The sequence below is a fragment of the Clostridiales bacterium genome, from assembly GCA_012512255.1.
GTDB lineage: Bacteria > Bacillota > Clostridia > Christensenellales > DUVY01 > DUVY01.
Genome location: JAAZDJ010000024.1, coordinates 1 through 3,960, shown reverse-complemented (window position 1 = coordinate 3,960; position 3,960 = coordinate 1). Strand labels below are relative to the sequence as shown.

The following is a 3,960-nucleotide window of genomic DNA, read 5'->3' as shown; positions in this document are numbered from 1 at the left end:
TATAATATTTGCCCGTAATTATCGGGGTGTGGTGCAGATGGTAGCACGCTTGGTTCGGGACCAAGAGGTCGCTGGTTCAAATCCAGTCACTCCGACCAAAAAATACTATGCTAGTCGCATAGTATTTTTTTATTTTTACCTTTTTAAAAACGCTTTGCGTTATTTTATAATATAATATTTTTTTATTTTATTTTTCAAAATTTTTTTTAAGGCTTTTTTAAAAATATTTTAGGTTTAACATATTTTGTTTTGTATATAATATTGACAAAACCCAAGCCATACATTAACATTAATCTATAATCTTTTTTAGGAAATTTTTACATGAATTTAGACAAACGACAAATGACATATTTTTTGGGCAATATTAACCAAATTTTGACGCATCCCCAAGTGCTCAAAATGGATAACTTTATTCAACACGGCAAAGTGACTTGTTTGCAGCATAGCATCGCCGTGGCGTATTATAGCTATATCGCGGCGCTTGGTCTTCCTTTTAAGATAGATTATTTCTCATTGATAAGGGGCGCGATGCTGCACGATTTCTTTTTGTATGATTGGCATGACAAAAACAAGGGGTTTAGATGGCACGGGTTTAAACATCCCAAAATAGCCCTTCAAAACGCCCAAAAATATTTTGATATTACCCAAAAAGAAAAAGATATTATTCTAAGGCATATGTGGCCTCTTACCGTAATACCGCCTAAATATATAGAATCAATGATAGTAAGTTTGGCAGATAAGACTGTTACTGTCCTAGAAACATTCAAGCTATTTAAAACAAAATTTTTAATGGTCAACCAAAAGCTTGCGTTTAAAAAAGCCATTAAATAGACCGCATATTTTTTAGGGGAAAAAAATGTTTCCGGAATTGGATTTGGGTTTTATTTCAATTGACATGTATACGGTCATGATAATAATCGGGCTTATCGCGGCAATGGCGATGTTTGCATATTTGGCCAAAGCCAACAAACTGCCCGATTTCGTATATAGAAAATATATGCAAATAGCTTTATTGGCGGCAATCGCAGGTTTTTTGAGCGCGGTTTTGTTCCAGTCAATTTACGACTTCCTTAAAACGGGCAAATTTGAGTTTGGCGGAATGACATTTATAGGCGGGCTTATCGGCGGAATTGGCGCTTTCTTTTTATTGTTTGCGTTTATGGCGGACGAGGAAGAAAAAAAATATTTGCGGGTTTGCGCCAATTTTTTGCTGATTAGCATAGTGGTTGCGCACTTTTTTGGAAGAATAGGCTGTTTTTTGGCGGGATGCTGTTACGGCAAATTGACGGACTCGTTCTTGGGCGTAAATTTTCCTGATATTGGCCATAGGCACCCGACTCAACTATACGAAGCGGCGCTATTACTAGCGATATTTTTGGCCTGTCTTAAGTTCAAAAATCAGACTATTTATATTTACCCCATAAGCTACGGCGTAGGGCGGTTTGTAATAGAATTTTTTAGAGGCGATGACAGGGGCGCGTTTTTCTTTAACGTCCTTTCGCCCTCCCAATTTTGGTCAATTCTTATGGCAATAGGCGGCGTTGTTTTGATATTTGTATTAAACAGAAAAAAAGAATATAAAACCGAATAATTGGATAAGCGCTCGCCCCAAAAGGGCGCTTTTTTATGGATCTTTTTATAAAAGTTCATTGATTTATTTGGTTAGTATAAAAATTTGCATCTTTTCTAAAACACATTTTTATTATATAATTATATTGAAGACAAAAAAACATAAGAAAAACGGCATTAATCTTTAAAAAAAGATTAATGAAAGGAGCGTATCATGAAAAATTGGTTGGCCAAAATTGCGGCGTTCATTTTTGGGATTGTAATAGGAATAGCCGCGACTATCGGCGGCATAATCGGTTTAGGGTTTTGGGGATATAAAAACCTGTCCGTAAACAAAATAGAACAGCTAACCAAACAAGATTTGGCTTTTTTAGACGCATTCTTAGAGCAAAATTCAGTCTTAAAAGACATGTCCATAGAGCAAATAATAGCAAGCGTTGCCGCGATACCTAACAAAACCTTTTTAGAGCTTTCCCAAGAGTATGGAATAAAATATCCCCCTCAAATATCATTTTTGACCGAAGCATTAGGCGATGTCAAAATTAACCAAATCGCTGGTTCTTTAGGCGCGGCGGTACAAAACCTCAAAGTCGCCTATATCTTAGGCGCGCCGTATAACGACTATGAAACATACCCTGAAACATACCAAGGGTCGGCGCCCGAGGGAACCTCGCCGCTTTTTTGGACGCTTAGGAATTATACCTTTGCCAATATGTCAAGCAAACTCCAAGAAGAAGTAAAGATAGGCAGTCTTTTGGGCCCGCCTTACGACGACTTTGAAAACTCAAGTCCCGTTGTCCCCGAGGGCGCTGATTCACTCATGTGGGCGATTAGAGGATACACTATCAACGGCTTGTCGGACAATGTAATCAAAGAAATTAAAATTGGCAATATACTAGGCAACCCTTACAGCGATTTTGACAATTACCCCGAAGACTATGAAGGCGCTTTGCCTGAAGGCGCGGATTCTTTGCTTTGGGCCGTAAGAAGCTATACGATTGATAATATGTCGGACAATCTCCTAAAAGAAGTTAAGATAGGCGAGATTTTGGGCGAACCTTATAACGATTTTGTCAATTATCCCGAAGACTATCAAGGCGAATTGCCCGAAGGCGCCGAGGCTTTGCTTTGGGATTTGCGGGCTTATACAATAAAAGGCGAAACCAACGGCATTGGCTCTTATCCCGATTCTTTGACTGCGGGCGATTTAAGGGATGTTTTTGGCGTTTCTTTGCCCGAAATTTTAGAGGTAGAAGACAGTACGCCCTTAAAACAGCTGGGCGACGAGATAAACAATCTCTATATCCATAGCATCATAGACCCGCCCAAGCCCGAATCAGACCCTATTACCCAAAACATAATCAACAAAATACGCTTCTTAAAAAAAGACGGCACGGTTCAAGACCCCTCGCAAGAACCCGAGGGCGAATCCGATTGGTATAGGCTAAGCGAGATTAACGACCTTATGAACGAATTGCCTTCAGCCCTTACCATGCAAGATGTTTTAACCGACCCTTCGGACGACGAAGGAATGGACAAAATTTCCAAAACCATAATGCAAAAAATATATGACGGCAACTTCAAAGTAACCGAGCTGTCCCAAAAGATTCCCCAAACCTTAAGTTCCACCTATGTCTATGAAATAATTGACGAGCCCGAAACCGGGGATGATTTTGTGACAACCAATATTATTAACAAAATCAGAACATTAACTCATGACGACGGCGAAGGCCAACAAGTCGCATATACCTTAAGCGAAATTAACGGCTTGCTCAAAGCCTTGCCAGCGAATCTTTCTATCCAAGATATTATACAAGAGCCTCAAGGCTCAGGCATGGCAAATAATATCTTGTTCAAGATTTGGGAAACAGACGCTAAGATAAACCAGCTATCCCAAAAACTTACCGAAGTGTTTGAGAACTTGACATTTGCTGATGTTTTGGAAGAGCCTGCCAATCCTGAGTCCGTTACCGGCAAGATTATCCAAAAATTAAGAAGCGAAACAACCCAAGGCAGCGGCGAGTATTGGAAAATTACCCAGATTGAAAACGCCATTAACACATTTACTTTCGGCGACTTGTATCCGCCCCCTGATGACCCCGATGACGATAAGGGCATATTAAGCCTTATTAATCCCGATACGCCGCTTGATAATGTGCCCCCCGAGATGGAAAGAATAATTAAAGAAACGACTATGAAAGATTTACATGAAAAAGGATTGATTCAAAACCAACCGCACAGTATGATTGAAGATTACACCATAGACGAGATTATTAATTACATTAATACTTATTACCCAGGCGGTTAAAAATTTTAAAAAAGGCGTCGTAAGACGTCTTTTTTTAAACCAATAAAATCAAAAAAGCCTTCTTTTTTTAAGAAGGCTTTTTA

Annotated in this window: 3 protein-coding genes and 1 tRNA gene; all 4 read left to right on the top strand. The window is 39.1% G+C overall.

Going from position 1 to position 3,960, the window contains the following annotated elements; genetic code table 11:
- Nucleotides 1–22 precede the first annotated feature (22 nt).
- The 4 genes from GX756_01180 (at nucleotide 23) to GX756_01165 (ending at nucleotide 3,877) form a co-directional block, all read left to right on the top strand.
- Nucleotides 23–98 (top strand) — tRNA-Pro (locus GX756_01180).
- Nucleotides 99–321: 223 nt separating this feature from the next.
- Entirely contained in the window at nucleotides 322–831 is a 510-nt protein-coding gene (locus GX756_01175; GenBank protein ID NLC16481.1) for a phosphohydrolase, read from the top strand.
- 25 nt (nucleotides 832–856) lie between these two features.
- Nucleotides 857–1,591, top strand: coding sequence for a prolipoprotein diacylglyceryl transferase (locus tag GX756_01170; GenBank protein NLC16480.1), 735 nt, complete (start codon nucleotides 857–859; stop codon nucleotides 1,589–1,591).
- Between the two features lie 192 nt (nucleotides 1,592–1,783).
- Complete coding sequence (locus tag GX756_01165) at nucleotides 1,784–3,877, top strand: hypothetical protein (protein ID NLC16479.1); 2,094 nt, start codon at nucleotides 1,784–1,786, stop codon at nucleotides 3,875–3,877.
- Nucleotides 3,878–3,960 lie beyond the last annotated feature (83 nt).

Excerpts from the sequence above, each read along its gene's own strand:
- GX756_01175 (NLC16481.1), top strand. The coding sequence starts at position 322 with ATGAATTTAGACAAACGACAAATGACATATTTTTTGGGCAATATTAAC.
- GX756_01170 (NLC16480.1), top strand. The coding sequence starts at position 857 with ATGTTTCCGGAATTGGATTTGGGTTTTATTTCAATTGACATGTATACG.
- GX756_01165 (NLC16479.1), top strand. The coding sequence starts at position 1,784 with ATGAAAAATTGGTTGGCCAAAATTGCGGCGTTCATTTTTGGGATTGTA.